Genomic DNA, 21,797 nt, shown 5'->3' with positions numbered 1-21,797 from the left:
TGATGCGACTACTGCCGATCGCGTTGACGTACTTCCTCGAAGTCGCCCGCACCGGCTCGGTGTCCGAGGCGGCGACGGAACTGACGGTGGCGCCCTCGGCGATCAGCCGTCAGATCGCCAAACTCGAAGCGGGTATCGGGGTGCCACTGTTCGTCCGGCATCCGCGTGGCATGGTGCCGACCGAGGCCGGGACCCGGCTGCTCGACCACGTCCGCCGCAGCGAGGCCGAATCAGCCGTTCTCGTCGACGAACTCCGCACCGGCCGCGGGCTGCACGCCCGGTCCCTGACCGTCGCCTGCTCCGAGGGATTCGCCCGCCGCGTGGTCCCGCAGGCCATCGCCGCCTTCCGGCGCGACCACGACGTCACGTTCCACATCGACGTCGTGACCAGGGATGAGGCGACGCGCCGTGTGCTCGAAGGCGCGGCCGACGTCGCCGTCACGTTCGCGACCGGGCCTCAGCACGGGGTGCGGGTCGAGAGCGCGGTCGTGGTCCCGGTGTACGCGATCGTCCCGCTCGATCATCCGCTGACCAGTCGTGACGCCGTCGAGCTCGCCGAACTGTGCGAGCATCCGCTCGCGCTGCCGGCTCCGGGACAGAGCCTGCGCGACCTGTTCGACATCGCAACCCGGATCGAGAACCTCACGGCGCCTCCGGTGCTGGAGTGCAACGAACTGAGCCCGAAGTACGAGTTCGTCCGGTGCGGCGGCGGGATCGCCCTGGTCGGCGGGCTGGGTGACGTCGAGCAGGACGCGGCCACCGAAGGGGTCGCGTACGTGCTGCTCGACAACGCCGTGTTCCGCAAACGCGAAGCCCAGGTGCAGACCATGGCCGGGCGGACGTTGTCCTTGGCCGCCATGCGGTTCACCGCGCTGCTGACGTCGTTCGTCCGGCCTCCGGTCAGCCGATCAGCACCCCAGGATTGAGGATCCCCGCCGGGTCGAGCGCCGATTTGGCGGCGGTGATCGCGGCGGCGAAGGGGCCGGGACGCTGCCGGTCGTACCAGGGCCGGTGATCGCGGCCGACGGCGTGGTGATGGGTGATCGTGCCGCCGTGGCCCGCGATCGCCTCGGAGACGGCGCTCTTGATCTCGTCCCATTGGGCGACCGTGCTCCCCCAGCGCCCGGCGGCGTAGATCCCGTAATAGGGCGCGGGGCCGTCGGGGTACACGTGGCTGAATCGGCAGGTGACGACACCCGCGCCGCCGCACACCGCGTCGATCGCGGCGCGGGCCGCCGAGGTGATCGCGTCGTGGAACTCCGGGAAGCCGTCCCAGGTGCACGCGGTTTCGAAGGTCTCCACGATCAGCGAGCGGCGGGCCAGTGCGTCGCGTTGATAGGGCATCCGCAAGAAGGACGACCGCCAGGCCGACGCGCTGTCCTGACCGGCGGAATCCTTGCTGCGCCTGGCTTTCACGACACCGCCATGACCGGCGGCCAGTTCGAGCGCGCGGTCGAGCCAGGTGTCGACCGGGTGATCGGCGGATTCGAACGCGACCAGCAGGAGGCCGCCGCCCACACTCGCGCCCGCGTTGATCAACGCCTCCGCAGGGTCGAGCAGACGGCAGTTCGACGGATACAGCCCGGACTGCGCGATCGCGCGGGTCGCGGCGACGGCGTCTTCCTGCCTTTCGAAGGCGACGGACGCGGTCACTTGCCAGACCGGACGGTCCTGCAAGCGCATCCAGGCTTCGGTGATCACGCCGAGCGTTCCCTCGGAGCCGAGGAACATCCGATCCGACGAGGGCCCGGCGCCCGATCCCGGCAGGCGCCGCGATTCGCTGATCCCGGCGGGCGTGACGACACGCAGCGATTCGGTGAGATCGTCGATATGCGTGGCGAGGGTGGCGAAATGCCCGCCCGCGCGCGTGGCGAGCCAGCCACCGAGCGTCGAATGGGCGAACGACTGCGGGAAATGCCTCAGGGTCAGCCCCAGCGGGCGAAGCCGGTCTTCCAGCGCCGGCCCGAAGATCCCGGCCTGGATCCGCGCCGCGCGGCTGACCGTGTCCACTTCGAGTACCTCGCCGAGCCCCGCCAGATCCATCGAAACCGCGGGGCCGTCGAACCGCGGCTCGACTCCGCCGACCACGGAACTGCCGCCACCGTAAGGAATCAGCGGGGTCCCGGAGGCCGTGCACCAGTCCAGGAGGTCGACGACGTCCTGTTCCGTGCGCGGGCGGGCGACCAGATCCGGGACGTGGTCGAGCTGTCCGAGCAGATTGCGGACGACGTCGCGGAACGCCTTGCCGCGGGCGTGGGACAACCGGTCGACCGGGTCGGCAGCGCATAACGCGGCGAGCGCCGCGGGCGGCCGGATCCGTGGCGCCGGGAGGTCGAGATCCGCGGGGTCCGGCGGCGCGTGATCGGTGAAGTCGTGGCCGGGCAACACACCCGAGGTGCGGGCGACCAGCGCGTCGGACTCTTCCTTGGACAGTTCGCCGTCGGTGGTGCCCCAGCCCCACCACGAACGCTCCTCGGCCGGCATCGTCGCCTCCGTTCGATCTAACTCGCCAGTAAGTTACTCACCGGTCAATTGCCGTGTCAACGCCTGGAGCACAGCACCGATAACGTGCGTCTTCGTGACGTCCGACCCCGGAAGACTTCCCTTGATCTACCTCGACGTCGATGGCCCGCTCATCCCGTTCGGCCTGGAGCCCGCGCACTACCCGTCGTTCGAGCCGTCGCCGCGAGACGACGAGAACCCGCTCCTCGCCCGCCTCGACCCTTCGCACGGCTCGCGACTGCGAGCCCTGCCCGGCGAACTCGTCTGGGCCACGACCTGGCTGCACGACGCCAACGAATCCCTCTCCCCCAGGCTCGGCCTGCCCCGCCTGCCTGTCGTGGACTGGCCGGAGCCTTCCGACAGTGACGAGTTCGACGCCCGCATCGGCCTGCACTGGAAGACCCGCGCCCTCCTTGACCACGCCCAGGGTCGCCCGTTCGCCTGGATCGACGACGAGATCTCCGGCGTCGATCGCGACTGGGTGTCAGGCGAGCACACCGCACCGGCTCTGCTGCTCCGCGTCGATCCCCGCCGGGGCCTGACCGGCGACGACTACCGCGAACTCGGCGAGTGGCTGCGGGAATTCCACCACGCCTGACATACCGGACAGCTCTTCCGTCCACGACCGATTCGACGCCTTCGACGCTTTACAACGTTGTATCAACGATGTAAAAACATCTGGCGGCCAGCCGTGGCCCGGCTCACACCGGCCACGGGGTCGTGGTTTCACGCCTGCACAGGTCCAGTGGGAGGCGCACCTCCGCCGAGGCGGCCGCCCCCGGAGAAGGGTGTCGAGCAGATGTTGCCAACGTTGTCACCACCACAACGCCCCCGGAGGCCGAGACGCTTCCGGAAGCCCCTGACCGTCGCGGTGGTCGCCCTGACCGCCCTGGCGTTGACGCCGGGGGCAGCGACGGCCGCGGACAGCGGCTGGAAGATGGGCAAGCCACGCCTGACCACCCCGTGGACGAACCAGGTTTCGCCCACGAACGCGTTGCCCGAGTACCCGCGGCCGCAGCTGGTGCGCGAGAACTGGCAGAACCTCAACGGGGTCTGGGAGTTCGCCGGCGCCGCACCCGGCGAGGTCCCGCCCTTCGGTGAGAAGCTCGCCGAGAAGATCCTGGTCCCCTACCCCACCGAATCGGCGCTCTCCGGGATCCAGCGGCACGAGGACTTCATGTGGTACCGGCGCACGTTCACCGTGCCCAGGAACTGGAACGTCGGCAAGGACAACACCCTCCGGATCAACTTCGGCGCGGTCGACTACAAGGCGAAGGTCTACGTCAACGGCAAGGAAGTGGCCGCGCATCAGGGCGGCTACGGCGCGTTTTCCGCGGACGTCACCTCGGCGCTGAAGCCGAAGGGAGAGCAGGAGATCATCGTCGGCGTCGAGGATCGCACCGACGCCACCTGGCAGCCCGTCGGCAAACAGCGCCGGGTCCCCGACCGCGGGATCTTCTACGAAGGCGCCTCGGGCATCTGGCAGACGGTGTGGATGGAGCCGGTCGCGGCCAAGCACATCGGCACGCTCGGCATGGTCCCCGACCTCAAGTCCTCCACGCTCAAGCTGACCGTCGACACCGGCGGGGCCTCCGGGCTGACCGTCGAGGCCGTCGTCCGGGACGGCCGGAAGGTGGTCAGCCGCGGCAAGGCGGCATCCGGTTCGGCGACGATCTCCCTGCCGGTGCCCAAGGCGAAACTCTGGTCGCCGGATTCGCCGTTCCTCTATGACCTCGACGTCGAGCTGAAGGACGGCCACCGCACCGTGGACAAGGTGTCGTCCTACTTCGGCATGCGCGAATTCGGCACCGCGAAGGGCGCCGACGGGAAACTCCGGTTCACCCTCAACGGCAAGATCCTCTTCCTGCAGTCCACTTTGGACCAGGGCTACTGGCCGGACGGCATCTACACCGCGCCGACCGACCAGGCGCTGCGCTTCGACCTCGAACAGCACAAGGTCCTCGGCTTCAACACGGTCCGCAAGCACATCAAGACCGAACCCGACCGCTGGTACCACCACGCCGACAAACTCGGCCTGCTCGTCTGGCAGGACATGCCGTCGATGCGGACCGGTGGCCGCCCGCCGGTCGACGCCCAGCGGCAGTTCAAGGTCGAGCTGCAGGAACTGGTGGAGCAGAAGAAGAACTGGACGTCGATCGTCGGCTACGTGCCGTTCAACGAGGGCTGGGCGGAGTGGTCGCGCGAGGAGACCGGGAAGGTCGCCGAGAGCGTCAAGGCCCAGGACCCGACCCGGCTGGTCAACGCGCACAGCGGGGTCAACTGCTGCGATTCGCTCGGTGACTCGGGCAAGGGCGACGTCCTCGACTGGCACGCCTATCCCGGCCCGGCCAAGCCGATGCCCGACGCCAAGCGGATCTCGATCGACGGCGAACACGGCGGCTACGGTCTCGAAGTCAAGGACCACATGTGGTTCGGCGAAGGCCACGCCTACGAGATGGTGAAGGACCAGGCGACCCTGAACAGCCGCTACGTCCAGAACCAGCGCGACGTACTCGCGTCCGCGCAGAGCTGCGGTATCAGCGGCTCGATCTACACGCAGATCACCGACGTCGAGCACGAGGTCAACGGCTTCTTCACCTACGACAGGCAGGTGAAGAAGATGGACTTCGCGCAGGTGCGCGCGGTCAACCAGGCGATCATCCGTAACGCCGACGGCAGCGGCTCGGGCGCACCCGACCCCGGTCCCGGCACTCCGGGGATCGACGGCGTGCACGCCTACAAGTTCGACGAGGGCACCGGATCCAGTGCCAAGGATTCGGTCGGCTCCGCGCACGCGACGCTGACCAATGCGCAGTGGGCGGGCGGCGTCGAGGGCGGCGCGCTGGCCTTCGCGGGCAATGGGCAGGCCGACACCGGGGCGAACCTCGTCGACACAGGCGGGAGCTACTCGGTTTCGGCGTGGGCGAAGCTGGATGAGGCGAGTGGCGCGTTCCAGACCGTCGTCAGCCAGGACACCGGCCGCGACAGCGCGTTCTTCCTGCAGTACTCCGGCCAGGACCAGCGATGGGCGATGAGCTTCGTCGGTCTCCGCGCCCTGTCTCCGGAGAAGCCGGAAGTCGGCCGCTGGTACCACCTGACCGGCGTTCGCGACGCCAAGGCGGGCACGTTGTCGCTGTACGTCGACGGCACGAAGGTCGCGTCGCAGAACGCCTGCTCGGCCGCCCCGAGCACCGGCCACACGGTGATCGGCCGCGGCCAGTACGGCGGTCAGCAGGTCGACTTCCTGCGCGGCGCGGTGGACGACGTCCGGCTTTACGACCGGCCGCTGTCCGACGCCGAGGTCGCGACGTTCGCGAAGCGCGACTGAGCCCGGGCACGCGACGCCGGGTCACGCCCGGCGTCGCGCGTCCGTCACCCACTCCCGCACGATGTCGCCGAGCACGGGCAGCGGCACCTGCCCGTGCCTCAGCACCACGTCGTGGAAGTCGCGGATGTCGAACGCCTCTCCCAGCTGTTCCTCGGCGAAGGCGCGCAGCCGCTGGATCTCCAGCCTGCCCGTCATGTACGACAGCGCCTGACCGGGCCATTCGATGTAGCGATCGGTCTCTGATTGCACCTCGACATCGCTGAGCACGCAATGTTCCGCGAGGTAATCCACGCATCGCTGCCTGCTCCAGCCCAGCGCGTGCAGCCCGGTGTCGACGACGAGCCGCGCGGCGCGCAAGGAATCCTCGGCGACCATGCCGAGCCGCATCACGTCGTCGGAATACAGCCCCATCTCGTCGGCGAGCCGTTCGGTGTAGAGCGCCCAGCCCTCGTCGAACGCCGAGAGCGGGACTAGCCTGCGCAGCCGCGGCACTTCCTCCAGCTCGTAGGACACACCGGCCTGGAAATGGTGCCCTGGAACGGCTTCGTGGAAGGCGACCGACTCGGCGATGAACCGGAACCGCTCGGTCACCCGGTAGGTGTTGGTGGAGTAGACGCCGGGACGGCTGCCGTCCGCCGACGGCGGCATGTAGTACGCCTGCGCGGCGGAGGGCCCGTCGGCTTCCGGCACGGCACGCACGACGCATTCGGCCGACGGCACCCGCCGGAACCAGCCGGGCGCGGCGGCCGCGGCCCGCGCGACCGCTTCCGTCGCGGTCGTGATCATCTCGTCCGCGTCCCGCCAGCGCAGGGACGGATCGGTGCGCAGCCGCAGCCGGACCGCGACGGGGTCGTCCTCGTCGAAGACGGCCGCGCCGAGCCGCCGGTACTCCTCGTCCAGCGCCCGGCCGAGTTCGAGACCGGTCTCGTGCAGTTCCTCCGGCGAGATCCCGGTGGTGGTGTGCGTCTTGACCAGACCGGCGTAGCTCTCCCGGCCGCCGTCCAGCCAGCAGAGACCCGGCCGGTCGTCGGGGCGGCCACGTCCGGCGATCTCCCTGGCGAGCACCTCGCGATAGGCGGCGAGCGCCGGTCGCACCTGCTCGGCGAACAGCCGCTCCCGGCGCGCGACGCGGTCTCCGGTCAGCTGCGGGACCAGCAGCGGATGGGTTTCGGCGGCCAGGAGCCGGTCGAGGTGGCCGACGGCGTTGCGCACCGCGCGTTCCACCGGGGTCCGGCCCGCCGCGACCCCGGCACGGTGGCGTTCGGCCAGCGCCACGAGGAACTCTGGGAGTGCGGCCAGCCTGGCCAGGTAATCCTCCTCCGCCTGTTCCCCCGACGGCTCCAGCTGCGGAAGCCAGGACAGCGCCCCGATCCCCTCGGACACCATCGGATCGGCGAGGATGAACTCGGTCAGCCGCGAGTCCAGCCTGGTCAGGAGCGATTCCGTGTGATGGGTGATGACACCGAGGGTGATCCGGTCCGGGTCAGTGGACCGGGCGGCGTGCCCGGCGATCCGGACGGCCCGTTCCCGCAGCCGGTCGGCGCCCGCCTCCGAAACGTCCCGCAGTTCGTGGTCGTGCCCGGGGACATTGTCGAACGTCGCCATTAACGGCATCTCGGCGGCGAGGACGTCGAGAAGTTCGTCGGCCAGCTCCGCCGCGGTGGGCTCATCGCTCATAACCGATGACTACCAGAATCACGTGCGCTGAGGCATACGCCACAACTCCGACATAGTAGGACTTCCGACTTTTAGGGTGGCTTTGTGAACGACGTCCAGTTCTTCGTCGAGAGCGGAATCGGCCGGATCACGCTGAACCGGCCGCGCGCGCTGAACTCGCTGAACCACGGCATGGTCCTCGCCATGCTCGACCACCTCGAAGCGTGGCGCGCCGACCCGGGAGTCCGCGCCGTGCTGATCGACGGCGCCGGCGACCGCGGGCTCTGCGCGGGCGGCGACATCCGAGCCATCTACGAAGACGCGCGCCACGGCGGCACCGCGTCGTTGCGGTTCTGGGCCGACGAATACCGCCTCAACCTCCTGATCTCGCGCTACCCCAAGCCGTATCTCGCGCTCATGGACGGGCTCGTGATGGGCGGCGGGGTCGGCGTCTCGGCGCACGGCAGCCACCGGATCGTCACCGAACGCTCCCGCGTCGGTATGCCCGAGACCGGCATCGGTTTCGTCCCGGACGTCGGTGGCACGTACCTGTTGTCGCGGACTCCCGGCGAACTCGGGACGCATATGGCGCTCACCGCCGGGGCGATCTCGGGGCCCGACGCGATCCACTGCGGACTCGCCGACCACTTCGTGCCCAGCGAACGGATCCCGGACCTGCTCGACGCGCTCGCGTCGCGCACCACGGACGCCGCGCTGGAGCTGATCGCCGAACCCGCGCCGCCGAGCGCGCTGGCCGGGGACGCCGCCTGGATCGACCGGTGCTACGCGGCGGACACCGTCGAAGAGATCCTGGCCAGGCTCCACGCCGGGGGTGACTCGGCGGCCACCGCCGCCAAGGAGATCGAGGCGAAGTCGCCGACCGCGCTGAAGGTGACTTTGCGGGCACTCCGGTCCGCGGCGGCGATGCCCGACCTGGAAACCGCGCTGGCGCAGGAATACCGGATCGCGGCCCACGCTCTCTCGTCCGCCGAGTTCGCCGAAGGCATTCGCGCGCAGATCATCGACAAGGACCGTGCCCCGAAGTGGTCACCCGCCACCCTGTCCGAAGTGGACGACAGGATCGTCGACGCCTACTTCTCCTGACCGGTGATCGCCCGGTAGAGCGGCCGCAGCAGGGCGGTGACCGAGGTTCCGTCCACTGTGGCCTTGAGCGGCGGGACTTCGTCGAGCAGTCCCAGCGGATCCCCGGCGGGCGGCCGTCGCCTGTTCGTGACGTCCCCGGCCGGGCCCCAGCCGAAGAAGTCGTCCATCACCTCGTCGAGCCCTGGTGTCTCGTCTTCCGCGGCCGGGGTTGTCACGCGCGCACCCGCCTGCCGTCCGATCTCTTCGATAAGCGTCGCGCGATCGCGCCCGCGGAGCGCGAAGATGGAGAACGGGTCTGCCTCCTCTTCGAGCGCGATCAAGCCCGCGACGAGGTGATCGCACGGGACGCGGGTGCCGGGACACGTGCAGTCCAGCGACAGTTCCCACGCCGCCTCGGGGAACAGCGGCACCTGCTCGGCGGCGAAGAAGCGATCGATACCGTCCGGGACCCGTCCGTCGAGCAGGGCGGTCCTCGTGGGCTCGTCCGCGACGACGGCGGCGACGACCGCCGTCCACACCTGCTTGCCGAACGCCGGCAGGCCGATACGGACCTCGTAGAACCGTTGCCGGGTCACCCGGATCCTGGCGACGGCGGCCCCCGGCCCCAGCGTGAGCGTGTCGACCGTGCAGGGCGGGACAAGTCCTTTGTGGACACCCAGTTCGTCGAGCGCCCGGCGGAATCCTTCAGTCATCGGCCGCCTCCCGTCCGAGCGTGAAGACCTCGCGAAGCGAATCGGTGGACAGCTCGGTGAGCCAGTCCTCCCCGTCGGTGACGACGAGATCGGCCAGCGCCTCCTTCTTGGTGATGACGTCGTCGATCCGTTCCTCGATGGTGCCGGGACAGACGAACTTCCGCACCTGGACGCTGCGCCGCTGGCCGATGCGGAACGCGCGGTCGGTGGCCTGTTCCTCCACCGCCGGATTCCACCACCGGTCGAGATGCAGGACGTGGGTGGCGGCGGTGAGGGTCAGCCCCGCTCCCCCGGTCTTCAGCGACGCGAGCAGGATCGACGGGCCGTCGCCGGACTGGAAGTGCTCGACGATCGAATCGCGGCGCCGCTGTGACAGCCCGCCGTGCAGGAAGGCGATCTTCACGTTCAGCCGGTGCGAGAGATGCGGCACGAGCAGATGGCCGAACTCGGCGAACTGGGTGAAGCACAGCGCGCGGTCGCCCGAGTCCAGGATCTCCGCCAGGAGTTCTTCGAGCCGGTTGACCTTGCCGGAGCGGTGCCCGATCGGCGAACCGTCGTGCAGCAGATGCGCGGGATGATTGCAGATCTGCTTGAGCTTGGTGATCGCGGCGAGGATGTTGCCGCGCCGTTTGACCCCGGCGCTGTCAGCGATCTTCGTCATCATCTCGTCCACGGTCGCGCGGTACAGCGTCACCTGTTCGCGGGTGAGGCGGTATTCCTGCAGGATCTCGATCTTCTCGGGCAGGTCCGCGAGTACGGTGGGGTCGGTTTTGAGGCGCCGCAACAGGAACGGGCGGGTCAGCCGGCGCAGCTCGGTGGCCGCGGCGAGATCGCCCCGGCGCTCGATCGGCACCTCGAACCGCTCACGGAACTCTTGCCTGCCACCGAGGACGCCGGGGTTGAGCAGATCGGAAAGCGACCACAGGTCGGCGAGGCGGTTCTCCACCGGCGTCCCGGTCAGTGCGACCCGGTGCCCGGCCGGGATCCGGCGCAGGGCCTGCGCGGGTCCGGTGTTCTGGTTCTTCACCGCCTGCGCCTCGTCGAGCACGAGCCGGTGCCAGCAAATGCCCGCGAGCTCGTCGGCGTCGCGCGCGGCGGTCGAGTAGGTGGTGACGACGAGATCCGCGCCCTCGGTCCACACGCGGCCACGATCGGCGCCGTGATGGAGGTGGACTCGCAGCTCGGGCGCGAACTTGGCCGCCTCCCGTTGCCACGTCCCGAGAAGCGACATCGGACAGACCAGCAGTGTCGGCCGCCTGTCGTCCTGCGCTCTCTCCATCGCTTCGAGCGCGAGCAGCTGGACGGTCTTGCCCAGCCCCATGTCGTCGGCGAGGCAGGCCCCGAGCCCGATCGACGTCATGAACGAAAGCCAGGCGACACCGCGGCTCTGATAGGGCCGCAGCGTCGCCACGAAGGACGGCGGTGGCTCGACCGGTTCGATGGTGCGCTGGACCCGGCCGGCGAGGAAGTCGTCGATCCAGCCGTCGGTGGTGACTTCGGTGACCGGCAGCGGCGCTTCGAAGCCGCCATGGAGCAGGGCGAGAAGGTCCGCCGGGGTGGGCAACGGCGGCTTCTCGCGATCCGGATCGCGGCGGAGATACTCCAGGCCCGCGCGCAACAGTTCGGGATCCACGCTCACCCACCGGCCGCGCAGCCGCACCAACGACGACTTCGCGGCGGCGAGCCCGGCGAGTTCCTCGTCGGTCAGCGCGTCCTCCCCGACGGCGAGCGCCCAGCGGTAAGAGGCGAGCTGATGCCGCCCGAGCCGGTGCACGGCGGCCTGGTCGACGGGCGCGCCGCGGACGGACAGCTTGAGCGCGAGCTTCCGCCTGCCACCCCAGCTCGCCGGGAGCTGGACGTCGAAGCCGGCCGCGGCGAGCTGTTCCGCGCCGCCTTCGAGGAACTCCACGGTTTCGGCGACGGTGAGGTCGTAGGCGCCTGGTTTCCCGGCTTCGACCGCGGGCCCGAGCAGCGGCAATACCCCTGCGGCGCGCTCCAGCTCGGCGGTGAAGAGACCTTCGGGGTCGGTGAACTTCGCACCGGCCTTGCCGGACCAGACGTCCTCGGCCGGGAGCAGGAGACTGGGGTCGGCCGTGGAGCGCAGGAGGAAACGCAGCTGCCACTTGGTCCCGTCACCGGTCTGGTCGTCCGGGTCGTCGGCCGGGCCGTGCAGCGTCGGAACCTCGTCGAGCCGGACGCATACGGTGCCCTCGGTGAGATCCGTATCGCCGATCGCGTCCCAGGCGGCGATGCCCTCGGCGACGATCCCCATCCGTCCCGGCGACTGGCCGACCCGGTCGTCGGCGCTCTTCAGCGCGTGGAGCCACGACCCGAACGGGCCTTCGTTCCCATCGCTTTCGGTCGCATGTCCGGCGGCGCCCAGCCGATCGCGGACCGCGGCGTCGACCAGGGTGTGGAGCGCGTCGGTGACCAGCGCCGCCGGATCCGGCCCGGGATGTTCGGCCCGGCCGACCGGTGGGGTGGCCGCGATCAGTGCGCGGACCGCGACCGCGTCACCGCCCCTGGCCACCGGCCGCCAGCGCGCCCGCGCCACGATCTCGTTCCGCACGAGCGTCGGCAGGACCCGGCCGCGGCGGACCAGGTCGTCCGCCAGCCGGACGACGGCGCGGAGATGGCGGACCGAAGTGCCGTAGCTGACCGTCTCGGCCAGATCTTCCAGCTCCGAGGGGTCGATCAGGAGCGCCGGCACCGACCAGGGTTCCAGCGTCGGTTCCGGCCGCGGACGGCCGCGGGCGCCCAGTTCGGGCGAGGCGATCGGGCCGCCGCGCCGCGACGGCAACAGCAGCACGGCCGTCGCCGGCTTGCCGGGGTGCAGGGCGGTCAGATCCGCGACCGAGGCCGCGAACGGATGCGGCCGGGCCGCGCTCGACGGCCGCATCGACGTCGTCGCCGGGCGGTCCCCGTGCTCGCCCCAGAGCACGATCCCGCGGCCACGGGACCACAAGCCGTGCACGACCAGTGGCGACATATTCCCCCTCTCCGCGGTCTGGTCCGTCAAGCATGCCCGGCACCGATCAGCGGCCGGTCAGCGAGTCGCCGATAAGATCCCTCCGATGGAGGCAGCCGACGTTCTCGACGCGATCGATCCGCGCGAGGCACTGACGATCCTCGGCCCTTCGAAGGCCAAGAACCGAGGCGGGCATGCCGAGGAGACCGAAACGGTCTGGCCGGAACCGATGCTTCGCGCGCGAGCCGAGATCTTGGCCAGGTCCAAGGTCGAAAACGGCGGCTTGCGGCCCGCATGGCTGCGCTACAACGGGAATTTCTACCGGAACGTCGGCAGTGCGCTGGGCGAGGCGGCCGAGCACGGGCGAACGCTGATCCTCAGCGGCGGCTACGGGATCCTGCGCGCCGACGAGCCGATCTCCTACTACGACCGGAAGCTGAAGCTCGGCGACTGGCCGCCGGGAGTGCTCGAAGACGCCGTGCTGGGGGAAGCGCGCCGGATCGGCGCGGCGAAAGCGGTCACGTTCGTGTCCGCCAGCGCCGACTACGCGAAACTGGCCCGGCGGATCCCTTGGGATATCGAGGCCTTGCTGGTCACGATCGAGTTCCACGGAGGCGGCGCGCAGGTCGAGGTGCCACGACGGCTGGCCCAGGCCTTCAGCGCGTGGTGGCGCCGGTCGCCGTCGGACTATCCGGCCGGAATGGTCGTGGAGGAACTGGGGTGACTCACGGCCACCGCGCTTCGGAAAGCACGCGCGCGGCCCTGAGGAAGGCCTTGCGGTCGGCTGCCGACAGCTGACCGAGCAGCCGTTCCTCCTGCTCCTGGATCCGGGCTTGAGCCGACCTCCGCGACGCGCGGCCCGCCTCGGTGATCCCCAGCAGCCGGACCCGGCGGTCCTTCGGATCAGGCTCGCGGGTGATCAGCCCGTCCTCCTGGAGGGCGTCGAGGGTGCCGATGATCCGGGTCTTGTCCGCGCCGATCGCCTTGGCGAGCGCGGCCTGCGTGCGGACGGGCCCGTCGTCGAGGGCGCTCAGCACCACGTAGCCCCACATGGTCAACCCGTGCTCGGCCAGCACCGGCGTCTCGGCGTTCATCAGCCGTCGCATCAGCCCGCCGAGCATCGCCGCGAGATCCGGCCTCCCCTGCTCCGCCATGCGCAGACCATACCGACCGGAGTTCCGAAACCGGTTGACGAACTCGTATGCACATGTAGATGATGTGCATATGCCTATCGATGAACTCCGCATGCTCGACGCCGTCGTGACCCGGGCCAGCCTGGACCTCGTCACCAAGATCACCCCCTCGGACCTGGCCAAGCCGACCCCCTGCAGCGCATGGACCCTGCACGGCCTGCTGGCGCACATGACCACCCAGCACCACGGCTTCGCCGCCGCGGCCGAAGGTGAGAGCCACCTCGACCACTGGCGCCTTCGCCCGCTGGGCGACGACCCCATCGGCACCTACCGAGCCTCGGTGAACCGGGTACTGAACGCCTTCGTCCCCCACGACCTCGCCGACCGGAAGTTCGCCCTCCCCGAGTTCTCCACCGAAATCACCTTCACCGCGGAGCAGGCCCTCGGTTTCCATTTCGTGGACTACCTCGTGCACTCGTGGGACGTCGCCAAAACCCTCGGCCTGCCGATCACGTTCCAGCGAGAGGTCCTCGACGCCGGGCTGCGGTTCGCCAAGGCGATCCCGAACGGGAAGAGCCGAAACGCGCCGGGCGCCGCCTTCGCGCCGGCCGTCGACGTGGTGGGGCAGTCCGATTTGGACACGATCATGGCCCTGCTGGGCCGTTCCCCGTCGTGGCCGGATCAGGTGGCCGCGGCGTGACGCGCGGCCTCGAGAATCCGGGTGGTGACGAGGTCGGGCTCCTCCAACGAGAGCCCATGAGTGCGCTTGGGCACGACCTCGACCTCGACGTGCGGGCTCAATGATCCGAGCCGGGCCGCCACCTCGCGAGCGTCGTGGATGACGCTGCGTTCGCCGACGACGATCCGGGTCGGTACGTCGATCGCCGCCAGCTCGTCATCGCTGAACAGGTGCATCTCAGGGAGTTGCTGCTTGTACTTGAGCGCGGCGAAGAGCAGAGGCCGCACGGTGTGCCGCACGTCCGGATCTCCCGACGCCACCAGGCGGAGGAGCCACCTGGGCAGGAACCACCGGAAGATCTCACGGAAACTCCACCAGATGAAGCTCCGGCCGATCACGCCGAACCCCGCGGCTTCAATGGCGACGACACCGGCGACCCGAGCGGTGGACCGCGTCGCGAGATTCAGCGCCAGCCAGCCGCCTCGCGAAACACCGGCGAGGTAGACCTTTTCGTGGCTTGTTTCCGCGAGCACGCCTTCGACGACCTCGGCGAGCCAGTCCGCACAGTCTTCCGTGGACTCGATCGGCGCGGTCTGGATCGATCGCCCAGGCTCGCCGAGGGAGTCGACCGCGTAGACCCGGTGCCGGATCGCGAGTTCGGCGATATGCGGATACCAGGACAGCGAGGTGCCCATCCCGCCGGAAAGCAGCACGATCGGCGGACCGGCCACCGGCCCACAACTACGGACCCGCGTCGGGCCGAATCTCGTTTCGATGTCCAGCTCCGCGGCGGGAACCGGCCACTTCCGCAAAACCTCGTCGTAGACGGCGAAGAAGCGTTCTTCGGCCTTCTTGTCGGTGAACTCCCCCAGCATCGGACCTCCTCCGAGTTTTATGGTGCACTTGCACCATAACAGGGGGTGGCCATTCCAGCCAGCCCTCACCGGCATGGGAGAGTGATCGCGTGCCGAAACGTGTGGACCACCAAGAGCGCAGGCGCGAGATCGCGGAGGCGCTCTTCCGGATCGCCGCCGCCCAAGGCCTGCAGGCGGTCACGCTGCGTGCAGTGGCCGCGGAGGCGGGGATCTCGATGAACCTGGTCCAGTACTACTTCCCGACCAAGGAAGAGATGCTGCGCTTCTCGTGGCGGCGGATCGTCGAGCTGACCATGGAGCACGCCGGGAAGACCATCGGCGAGGCGATGAAGTCGGAGGACGAGCGCACCATCGTGCGCGCCTACCTGACCTCGGTGCTGCCGGACGGCGAGCGCGCCCGCATGCTCTCCGCCGTCCAGATCGCGTATTTCGCCGTCGACGTCACACGCGGGAGCCAGGATCCCGATCAGGAACCGCTTCTGCCCCACCTGGTCCACGCGATCACCGAACTGCTCCGGGCAGCCCAGGAGAAAGGCGACGTTCCCGCGCGCCTCGACCCTCGACTCGAGGCGGACTCCCTCGCGACGATGTCCGCCGGCCTCGTCACGGCGATCATGGTCGACGCCTACACGGCCGAGCGCGCGTCGGAGATCGTCGACTACCGGCTGGACGGGGTGTTCACCGGCGCTCGATGAGCGCCTCGATGCCGTCCAGGATGCGACCGAGACCGAACTCGATGTCCGCTTCCTCGACACCCTCTTCGCCGTACGCCTCACCGGAGATCACGGCGGCGACGCGCGTATAGCCTCGCTCTTCGAGACGCGGCCCCAGAAACGAACCGAGAGCCCGGACCTGATCGGGAGGGCTCGCGTTCACGTCCCGAAGCAGCGACGCGGTGCTGCGAACCCATCCGTCGACCAGCATCGCGCAGCCCGTGACATCCTGGGCACTCAGCCCTGAATCCGCCATCCCCTCGAGGAAATTCTCCAGCCACCCCAAGAGATTCGGCGTACTGGGCGCCCTCCGCACCGGCAGGTCGATCAGCCACGGATGACGGCGGCAGCGTTCGAGGAGTGTGCGAGCCCAGACGGTGACCGCGGTGCGCCAATCGCCGGACGTCAGTCGCGGCGGCGGCCCCCAGGCCGCTTCGGCCACGAGGACGAGCAACTCCTCTTTCGAGCTCAGATATCGGTAAAGCGCGTTCGCGGTGACACCGAGACGTTTGGCGATCGAAGGCATGGACAGTCCCGCATAGCCTTCCGCGTCGGCCTGCGCGATGGCCGCGTCGACGATCTGGTCGAGGCTGTATCCCGGTTTCGGCCCGCGCCGGGGCGCCGGGCCGTGCCCCCAGGCCAGCGCCGTACCCGGCGGCAGCAACTCGATCTTGACGTCGTCCATCGGGGCATTGTTGCACCCGAAACCGGTAAAGGCATACACTGTTCATGGCATACACAGTTATTTATGAGTTGGGGGATCGACCATGACCGAACCGACCAGGCGGAACGTGCTCCGTGGTGCGGCCGCGCTCACCATCGGCGGAACCGCCGCGAGCTTCGGGATCAGCGGGCCCGCTTCCGCCGCGCAAGCTTCGGAGAAACCGCACTACCCGTTCGTCGAAGGCGCGTTCGCGCCGGCCACGGAGGAGGTGACCACATTCGGGCTACCGGTCACCGGCCGCATCCCGACGGACCTTTGCGGGCGGTACCTGCGCACCGGGCCGAACGTCCTCGGCCTCGAAGATCCGCGCGCCCACCACTGGATGCAGGGTGAGGGCATGGTGCACGGCGTCCGGCTTCGCGACGGGAAGGCCGAGTGGTACCGCAACCGCTGGGTGCGTTCGTCCGGGGTCGCGGCGAAACTCGGCGAGCGGTACCCGTGGCCGGTGCCCGCCGAGGACTTCGCGCCGAACACGCACGTGATCGGCCATCACGGCCGCATCCTCACCCTGCAGGAATCGGGTGCCCCGCCGTACGAACTCGACGGCGAGCTGAACACGTTGGGTCCGTTCGATTTCGACGGCTCACTGGAGGGCTCCTACACCGCGCACACCAAGTTCGACGCCCGCGCCGACGAGCTGCACGCGGTGACCTACCACCCGACCTGGGACCACGTGCGGCATCTGCTGGTCGACCGGACCGGCCGCGTGGTGCGGACCACGCGCATCCCGGTCACCGACAGCCCGATGATGCACGACTTCGGGCTCACCGAGAACTACGTGGTCGTCTTCGACGTACCAGTCACCTTCGATCCGCAGCCGGGCAAGATCGTGCCCTACAAGTGGAACACGGATCACCCGGCCAGGGTCGGGGTGATGAAACGCGACGGCGGCCCGGTCCGCTGGTTCGGCGTGGATCCGGTGTTCTACTCGCATACACTCAACGCCTACGAGCAGGGCTCCACGGTGGTGGTCGACCTGACCACGATGCCCGCGCCGTTCGAGGTGGCCGGCAAGCAGGGCTTCGGCGGTCCGTCGGCGTCGGGCCCGCCGGTGCTGGAGCGCTGGACGATCGATCTCGCGCAGGGACGGGTCCGGCGCCGCGTGCTCGACGACCGGCCGCAGGAGTTCCCGCGGGTCAACGAAAGCCTGGTGTCACGACGGCACCGGTACGGCTACTCGGCTTCTCCCGGTGAACTGTTCGACGTCTACCTGGACAAGCCGTCCGGCTCGTTCGGCAACGCGCTGATCAAGCACGACCTGCGGAACGGGCGCTCGGAGGTGCACCGCTTCGGCCCGGGCGCCGACGCGAGCGAAGCGGTGTTCGTGCCGTCCTCCCACGCCAAGGCCGAGGACGACGGTTACGCCCTCGCCTACGTCAACAACCGCGACCGCAACGCGTCGGACCTGGTGATCCTCGCGGCGCAGGACTTCACCGCGAAGCCCTTGGCGCGCATCCACCTGCCAAGGCCGGTGCCGCTGGGCTTCCATGGAAGCTGGGTCGCCGACTGATCTACCGGGCTGTCGCCGGATGCCCCGGCGACAGCCCCTCGATTCACCCTCCGGTCAGCACCTCCTCCAAAGCGGCGGCGGAGTCCGGATACCGTTCGAGCAACGCCAAACCGGTGGGTGTGGTGCTCCCCCACGGCTCGTCACAGCCCAGCAGACCCGCCACCGCGTCACACGCCGCCGGATGAGCCGCCAGCAGCGCGAGTCCGCCGCCCTTGGTCTTCCTCGTCGCCTCGATGGGTTCCGGCTGGTCCTGCCACGGTGGGACCCATTCGTCGAGCGCCGCGAGGCGGCCGGGGAAGATCCGCCCGGCTTCACGCACGAGCAAGGGCACCAGTTCGGCTCCCCGCGACCGCAGTGTGGTGATCAACGTCGGCAACCACGGCAAGAGCAACCTGTCCGGAAGCTCGGCGAAGGCGTTCGACACCGCCTCGACGACGAAATCGGCCAGACCCGGCGCCGGCTCCAACGCGTGGACGAACCCGCTCAGGTAGCGCGGATAAGCGGGCAGGACCATCGGGTTCGCCAGCAATCCGGCGCACCGCTCCCGTAACTCCGCTCGGGAAAGACGGCCGAGCTGTACCTGCGCCGCCCACAGCAGCGCCACCTTCGACGGCTCCTGCGGATGCGATCCGACGATCGCCAGCTCCAGCTGCGTGCGGTCGCACCCCAGTGACAGGGCGAGCGACTCCATGCTGAACAGGAAGCCCAGCATCGCGGCGACCTGTTCGACACCGGCTTCCTCGTCGGCGAAAGCCGCCGGGAGCAGGGTGCAGTAGTGCGCGTACCCCGTCTTGACGAAGTCCTCGATCCATCGAGGCAGCACCGGCTCGCTGGTCCGGTAGTGCGCCAGCAGCCTCCGCACCCGTCGCAGCACTTCCGGAGCGCCGTCGACGGTGCGTTCGGTGGCGAGCACGTCCAGAGCACGTGTCCCCAGCTCTCCCGCGAGCCGTGCGCTGCGCAGGTAGAGCGTCGCGTCCTCGACCGCTCCGAGCACCTTCGCGGCGGTGACCTGCGGGTGGTAGGCAGCGCGCCGAAGCCGTTGCTCCAGCACCTGCTCGACGCTGACACCCTCGTAGCCCAGCTCGATGAGGGCCCGCTGGTGGGTGCCCAGCGCCAGATCCCACGACTCCTGGATCGGCCGCTCGCCGAGCCGCCGCTCGCCCATGATCGGCCTCGCCGCACCGTGCGGCATCAGGTAGCGCAGCATCCACAGCAGATCGGAGCAGGGTTCCAGCTCCGGCCGCGACGCGATGTCGAGCAGCGCCCGCTGCACACCTCGTTGCTGCAGCTTGAGGTTCAGCGGCTCCAGCCTGTCGTGCACGTCGCGCGCCAAGGGTGGCAACGCGTCGTACCCGACCTGGCCGATCCGGTCGCCGCCCATCATGATCTCGACGAGGCGGCGCACGTCGCGCCTGCCGGGCACGACGTCCTTCTCGATGCAGGTGACCGCCGCGTCCTGGAAGTCGTACGGTGTCGGTTTGGCCCGGTCACGCACGCCCGCCAGCAGGATCGAGGTCTCGAAGACCGCGATGGCGTCGGCCGTCGAGGCCAGGTACCCGTTGCGGCGCGCCGCCCGCACGATCTCGACCGACCAGCCGAGCAGCTCGGCTTCGTCCAGCCGGTCGAGCACCGGAGGTCGTTGCAGGAAGCCGGAAAGCCGGTCCGCCGCCACCGGATCCGGCGTCGGCGCGGGCAGCTCCGCGGCCTTCTTCCGTTTCGGCCCGCCGACCTGCCCTTCCAGCTGGAACTGCTTCACCTTGGTGCGCTTGAGGTTCTTGGCCCACTCGGTGGCCGCGATCGACACCGAGCCCCCGGCGAGCCCGAACTGCGCCTCGATCGAGGCGTGGCTCGACGGGATCAGCCCGTACTGCCAGGTGCTCTCGCTGCGCGGGCTGATCACGAACCCGTCCGTACCTTCGACGCCGAACTCCGCGACCCGGCTGGCCGCGTGGAAGGCGCCACAGATGTAGAGACAGTCCGCGGGGTCCGCGCCCGACGTGGCGAGGTGCTCGCGCATACGGGTCCACATGTAGCGCTCGCGGTCTTCGTCCACCCGCACGTGCCGGGTGTCGCCTGGCGCGAGACGGCGGAACAGGCTGCCGATCAGGAACATGACCTGGCGATAAGTGTCGTGGTCGCTGTCACCGAGCGGCAGTTCGACGTATTGGTGCCACCATTCCGACCAGTGCCGCACCCGTCCGTGCCGCAGCAGGTGTTCCTCGAGTTCGGCGAACCGGGGCCGCAGGTCACCGATTTCGACGCCGACCGCGTCACCGTGCAGCGCGGCCTCCTCCTCGGCGGGCGGCGCCTCGGGGTCCGTGGACGGTTCACGTTCGTTCCATTGGAAGACGTGGTCCGCCGACCGGTCGACGAGGACGAGTTCGACGCCCGGGGTGTCGAGGGCGTACGCGATCGCCTGGTACTCCGCCGAAGCCTCGGTGATCGGCGCGACCACGGACAGGGGCGCCCACTCGGCGGGGAATCCCTTCACCTCCGTCGCGAACGCCTGCACCGCCACGGGAAGGCGGCAGTTGCGCAGCTCGGTCAGCAACGGCGCCATGTCCTCGCACAGTTCGAGGTAGACCACCTTCGGCTGCTTCTCCCGCAACCGCCGCGCCATCGCCACGGCCGAAGCCGGGGAATGGTGGCAGACCGGGAAGATCTCCAACGGCTCGCGCACCGCGCGGTCGACGTCGTCGACGAGTCCGAGCAGGATGCCCTCCAACGCGCCGGGCCCGTCGGCGAAGGCGGCCGCGGCCTCCTGCAACTGGCCGCGCAACGCCTCGAAGGCGCCGCTCACGAGAGGGTGGCGATCGCGTCGCGGCCGCCGTCGAGGAACTCCGGCCAGTCCCCGCCCTCGTCCTTGCTTCGCGGCTCGACGACGCCGTGCAGGTATTTGTTGAGGATCGCCAGATCCTCCGGCTCACGACGGGCGAGCGAGCCGACCAGTGAGGACGCCAGCGTGCGGGCGGTCAGCTCGCGTTCCCCGAAGAAGTTGCTGTGCAGCACCGCGTCTTCGAGCACACCGATCTGTTCGGCCGTGGACAACGCGGACTCCAGCTTCTCGTCGTCGCTGCCCGCTGACGCCGCCGCGGCGCGAAGGTCACCGAAGCTGCGCAGCAGCACGTCGAGCAGCGTCGGCGGCACGTCCAGCTCGATCTGGTGGCGGCGCAAGAGTTCCTCGGTGCGGAAGCGGACGATCTCCGCCTCGCTCTTCTTGTTGGTCACCACCGGGATACGCACGAAATTGAAGCGGCGCTTGAGCGCGGACGACAGGTCGTTGACCCCGCGGTCGCGGCTGTTGGCGGTGGCGATCACGGAGAAGCCGGGTTTGGCGAAGACGATGCCGTCGCTGTCCAGCTCCGGCACCGAGATGTACTTCTCCGACAGGATCGAGATCAGCGCGTCCTGCACGTCGCTGGTGGACCGGGTCAGTTCCTCGAACCGGCCGATCGAGCCCGCCTCCATCGCGGTCATGATCGGCGACGGGATCATCGACTCGCGGGACTGGCCCTTCGCGATGACCATCGAGACGTTCCACGAGTACTTGATGTGGTCCTCGGTGGTACCGGCGGTCCCCTGCACGACGAGGGTGGAGTTGCGGGAGATCGCGGCGGCCAGCAGCTCGGCGAGCCAGCTCTTGCCGGTGCCCGGGTCGCCGATCAGCAGGAGCCCGCGGTCCGAGGCGAGCGTGACGATGGCCCGCTCGACGATGCTCCGGTCGCCGAACCATTTCTGCGAGATCTCGCGGTCGAGGCCGTCGGCGCGTTCGGAACCCAGGATGAACAGGCGCAGCATCTTCGGGGATAGGCGCCAGGCGAACGGTTTGGGATTGTCGTCGACCGACTCCAGCCAGTCCAGCTCTTCGGCGTACTTGATCTCGGCCGGGGCGCGCAACAGGTCGGACATGTCT

General features: G+C 69.3%; 17 protein-coding genes. 8 read left to right on the top strand and 9 right to left on the bottom strand.

Going from position 1 to position 21,797, the window contains the following annotated elements:
- Positions 1 to 2 precede the first annotated feature (2 nt).
- Positions 3 to 926, top strand: a complete 924-nt coding sequence (locus ACIBTM_RS19085) for a LysR family transcriptional regulator (RefSeq protein ID WP_395878317.1) — start codon at positions 3 to 5, stop codon at positions 924 to 926.
- Here ACIBTM_RS19085 and ACIBTM_RS19080 read toward each other — a convergent pair.
- Complete coding sequence (locus tag ACIBTM_RS19080; RefSeq protein WP_395878315.1) at positions 901 to 2,484, bottom strand: FAD-binding oxidoreductase; 1,584 nt, start codon at positions 2,482 to 2,484, stop codon at positions 901 to 903. The two genes, ACIBTM_RS19085 and ACIBTM_RS19080, sit on opposite strands and share 26 nt — an antisense overlap.
- Positions 2,485 to 2,578: 94 nt before the next feature.
- On the opposite strand from ACIBTM_RS19080, the gene ACIBTM_RS19075 reads away from it, so the two are divergent.
- Positions 2,579 to 3,100: an HAD domain-containing protein gene (locus tag ACIBTM_RS19075; RefSeq protein ID WP_395878313.1), complete on the top strand. Its 522-nt coding sequence runs from the start codon at positions 2,579 to 2,581 to the stop codon at positions 3,098 to 3,100.
- Positions 3,101 to 3,373: 273 nt separating this feature from the next.
- Positions 3,374 to 5,830: a LamG-like jellyroll fold domain-containing protein gene (locus ACIBTM_RS19070; protein WP_395878311.1), complete on the top strand. Its 2,457-nt coding sequence runs from the start codon at positions 3,374 to 3,376 to the stop codon at positions 5,828 to 5,830.
- 21 nt (positions 5,831 to 5,851) lie between these two features.
- Here ACIBTM_RS19070 and ACIBTM_RS19065 read toward each other — a convergent pair whose 3' ends face one another.
- Entirely contained in the window at positions 5,852 to 7,507 is a 1,656-nt protein-coding gene (locus ACIBTM_RS19065) for a DUF885 domain-containing protein (protein ID WP_395878309.1), read from the bottom strand.
- An 84-nt stretch (positions 7,508 to 7,591) separates the two neighbouring features.
- Between ACIBTM_RS19065 and ACIBTM_RS19060 the strand changes: the two genes are divergently transcribed.
- Positions 7,592 to 8,590 carry an enoyl-CoA hydratase/isomerase family protein gene (locus tag ACIBTM_RS19060; RefSeq protein WP_395878307.1) on the top strand — a complete coding sequence of 333 codons (999 nt, stop codon included), beginning with the start codon at positions 7,592 to 7,594 and terminating at the stop codon, positions 8,588 to 8,590.
- On the opposite strand, the gene ACIBTM_RS19055 is transcribed toward ACIBTM_RS19060, so the two are convergent.
- On the bottom strand, positions 8,578 to 9,282 hold the full coding sequence (locus ACIBTM_RS19055; protein WP_395878305.1) for a hypothetical protein: 705 nt from the start codon (positions 9,280 to 9,282) through the stop codon (positions 8,578 to 8,580). The two genes, ACIBTM_RS19060 and ACIBTM_RS19055, sit on opposite strands and share 13 nt — an antisense overlap.
- The gene (locus ACIBTM_RS19050) at positions 9,275 to 12,271 is read right to left on the bottom strand and encodes a DEAD/DEAH box helicase (RefSeq protein WP_395878303.1); all 2,997 of its coding nucleotides are present in this window, start codon (positions 12,269 to 12,271) and stop codon (positions 9,275 to 9,277) included. Before ACIBTM_RS19050 ends, ACIBTM_RS19055 begins: the two co-directional genes overlap by 8 nt.
- Positions 12,272 to 12,356: 85 nt before the next feature.
- Between ACIBTM_RS19050 and ACIBTM_RS19045 the strand changes: the two genes are divergently transcribed.
- Positions 12,357 to 12,974, top strand: coding sequence for a hypothetical protein (locus tag ACIBTM_RS19045; protein ID WP_395878301.1), 618 nt, complete (start codon positions 12,357 to 12,359; stop codon positions 12,972 to 12,974).
- 1 nt (position 12,975) lies between these two features.
- On the opposite strand, the gene ACIBTM_RS19040 is transcribed toward ACIBTM_RS19045, so the two are convergent.
- Complete coding sequence (locus tag ACIBTM_RS19040; RefSeq protein ID WP_395878299.1) at positions 12,976 to 13,404, bottom strand: MarR family winged helix-turn-helix transcriptional regulator; 429 nt, start codon at positions 13,402 to 13,404, stop codon at positions 12,976 to 12,978.
- Positions 13,405 to 13,474: 70 nt separating this feature from the next.
- On the opposite strand from ACIBTM_RS19040, the gene ACIBTM_RS19035 reads away from it, so the two are divergent.
- A complete protein-coding gene (locus ACIBTM_RS19035) occupies positions 13,475 to 14,083 on the top strand; it encodes a TIGR03086 family metal-binding protein (RefSeq protein WP_395878297.1) in 609 nt (202 codons plus the stop codon).
- On the opposite strand, the gene ACIBTM_RS19030 is transcribed toward ACIBTM_RS19035, so the two are convergent.
- Positions 14,065 to 14,937, bottom strand: a complete 873-nt coding sequence (locus ACIBTM_RS19030) for an alpha/beta fold hydrolase (protein WP_395878295.1) — start codon at positions 14,935 to 14,937, stop codon at positions 14,065 to 14,067. The two genes, ACIBTM_RS19035 and ACIBTM_RS19030, sit on opposite strands and share 19 nt — an antisense overlap.
- Before the next feature lie 89 nt (positions 14,938 to 15,026).
- Between ACIBTM_RS19030 and ACIBTM_RS19025 the strand changes: the two genes are divergently transcribed.
- Complete coding sequence (locus tag ACIBTM_RS19025; protein WP_395878293.1) at positions 15,027 to 15,632, top strand: TetR/AcrR family transcriptional regulator; 606 nt, start codon at positions 15,027 to 15,029, stop codon at positions 15,630 to 15,632.
- Here the strand turns inward: ACIBTM_RS19025 and ACIBTM_RS19020 are convergent.
- Entirely contained in the window at positions 15,616 to 16,335 is a 720-nt protein-coding gene (locus ACIBTM_RS19020) for a TetR/AcrR family transcriptional regulator (RefSeq protein ID WP_395878290.1), read from the bottom strand. The two genes, ACIBTM_RS19025 and ACIBTM_RS19020, sit on opposite strands and share 17 nt — an antisense overlap.
- Before the next feature lie 82 nt (positions 16,336 to 16,417).
- On the opposite strand from ACIBTM_RS19020, the gene ACIBTM_RS19015 reads away from it, so the two are divergent.
- Positions 16,418 to 17,884 (top strand): carotenoid oxygenase family protein, encoded by a 1,467-nt coding sequence (locus tag ACIBTM_RS19015; protein ID WP_395878288.1) that lies wholly within the window; start codon positions 16,418 to 16,420, stop codon positions 17,882 to 17,884.
- A gap of 43 nt (positions 17,885 to 17,927) precedes the next feature.
- On the opposite strand, the gene ACIBTM_RS19010 is transcribed toward ACIBTM_RS19015, so the two are convergent.
- Together ACIBTM_RS19010 and ACIBTM_RS19005 are read right to left on the bottom strand one after the other, a co-directional pair.
- A complete protein-coding gene (locus ACIBTM_RS19010; protein WP_395878286.1) occupies positions 17,928 to 20,684 on the bottom strand; it encodes a hypothetical protein in 2,757 nt (918 codons plus the stop codon).
- A complete protein-coding gene (locus ACIBTM_RS19005) occupies positions 20,681 to 21,793 on the bottom strand; it encodes an AAA family ATPase (RefSeq protein ID WP_038514683.1) in 1,113 nt (370 codons plus the stop codon). The genes ACIBTM_RS19010 and ACIBTM_RS19005 overlap by 4 nt, the downstream gene beginning before the upstream one ends.
- Positions 21,794 to 21,797: the final 4 nt, after the last annotated feature.

The sequence above is a fragment of the Amycolatopsis sp. NPDC049868 genome (genome assembly GCF_044461365.1).
Lineage (GTDB): Bacteria > Actinomycetota > Actinomycetes > Mycobacteriales > Pseudonocardiaceae > Amycolatopsis.
Note: the sequence above shows the minus strand (reverse complement) of the source record. Positions and strands in the feature narration are given on the sequence as shown.

Excerpts from the sequence above, each read along its gene's own strand:
- ACIBTM_RS19085 (WP_395878317.1), top strand. The coding sequence starts at position 3 with ATGCGACTACTGCCGATCGCGTTGACGTACTTCCTCGAAGTCGCCCGC.
- ACIBTM_RS19080 (WP_395878315.1), bottom strand. The coding sequence starts at position 2,484 with ATGCCGGCCGAGGAGCGTTCGTGGTGGGGCTGGGGCACCACCGACGGC.
- ACIBTM_RS19065 (WP_395878309.1), bottom strand. The coding sequence starts at position 7,507 with ATGAGCGATGAGCCCACCGCGGCGGAGCTGGCCGACGAACTTCTCGAC.
- ACIBTM_RS19055 (WP_395878305.1), bottom strand. The coding sequence starts at position 9,282 with ATGACTGAAGGATTCCGCCGGGCGCTCGACGAACTGGGTGTCCACAAA.
- ACIBTM_RS19050 (WP_395878303.1), bottom strand. The coding sequence starts at position 12,271 with ATGTCGCCACTGGTCGTGCACGGCTTGTGGTCCCGTGGCCGCGGGATC.
- ACIBTM_RS19045 (WP_395878301.1), top strand. The coding sequence starts at position 12,357 with ATGGAGGCAGCCGACGTTCTCGACGCGATCGATCCGCGCGAGGCACTG.
- ACIBTM_RS19040 (WP_395878299.1), bottom strand. The coding sequence starts at position 13,404 with ATGGCGGAGCAGGGGAGGCCGGATCTCGCGGCGATGCTCGGCGGGCTG.
- ACIBTM_RS19035 (WP_395878297.1), top strand. The coding sequence starts at position 13,475 with ATGCCTATCGATGAACTCCGCATGCTCGACGCCGTCGTGACCCGGGCC.
- ACIBTM_RS19030 (WP_395878295.1), bottom strand. The coding sequence starts at position 14,937 with ATGCTGGGGGAGTTCACCGACAAGAAGGCCGAAGAACGCTTCTTCGCC.
- ACIBTM_RS19020 (WP_395878290.1), bottom strand. The coding sequence starts at position 16,335 with ATGGACGACGTCAAGATCGAGTTGCTGCCGCCGGGTACGGCGCTGGCC.
- ACIBTM_RS19015 (WP_395878288.1), top strand. The coding sequence starts at position 16,418 with ATGACCGAACCGACCAGGCGGAACGTGCTCCGTGGTGCGGCCGCGCTC.
- ACIBTM_RS19005 (WP_038514683.1), bottom strand. The coding sequence starts at position 21,793 with ATGTCCGACCTGTTGCGCGCCCCGGCCGAGATCAAGTACGCCGAAGAG.